The following is a 644-nucleotide window of genomic DNA, read 5'->3' on the forward strand; positions in this document are numbered from 1 at the left end:
GGGCAGGACGTCACCTCTCGCTTCTTGCCGTTGCTGATCTCGCTGTCCATCACCAAGAGCGGCACCGAGGCGACGCAGTCGGCGACCTTCACGCTGGACGACAAGGACGCGACCGTTCGGTTTCCCAAGACCGGCACGCCTGTGTCGATCGAGCTTGGCTGGCAGGGTGGGGCGATGCGCACCTTCGAGGGCGAGGTCGACACCTGCGACTGGTCGACCGATCGAGGGGCCGGCAGCGTGCTCTCCATCACCGCGCGCTCGGCCAGCCTGAAGGGCAAGGTCAAGCAGCCGGCCGACCGGCACTGGGAGAAGAAGAAGCTCGGGCAGGTCCTCGAGGATGCTGCCGGCGACGCGGGCCTGTCGATTAAGGTGCATCCTTCCCTCGCCAGCCGCGAGCTTGACTATGAGGCGCAGGACAATGAGAGTTTCCTCGCCTTCGCAGACCGGCTCGCGCGCGAGCATGGCGCGACCTTCGCCATCAAAGGCACGCAGGCCGGCTTCGTGCCGCGCAACGTCGGCGTCTCGGCCACCGGCCAGCCGCTGCCGACCATCGTGATCACCCGCGGCACGGTGATATCCGCGAGCGGCCTGACGCCGGTGACCGACCGGCCGCGCTTCAAGAAGAAGAAGGGCCGGTGGTACGA

At 67.4% G+C, this 644-nt stretch carries 1 protein-coding gene; it reads left to right on the forward strand.

Translation table 11 applies throughout. From position 1 onward, the window contains the following. On the forward strand, positions 1–644 hold a 644-nt coding region (locus tag EOA24_RS40140), incomplete at both ends, for a contractile injection system protein, VgrG/Pvc8 family (RefSeq protein ID WP_281059952.1).

This window comes from Mesorhizobium sp. M2A.F.Ca.ET.039.01.1.1, from assembly GCF_003998035.1.
Lineage (GTDB): Bacteria > Pseudomonadota > Alphaproteobacteria > Rhizobiales > Rhizobiaceae > Mesorhizobium.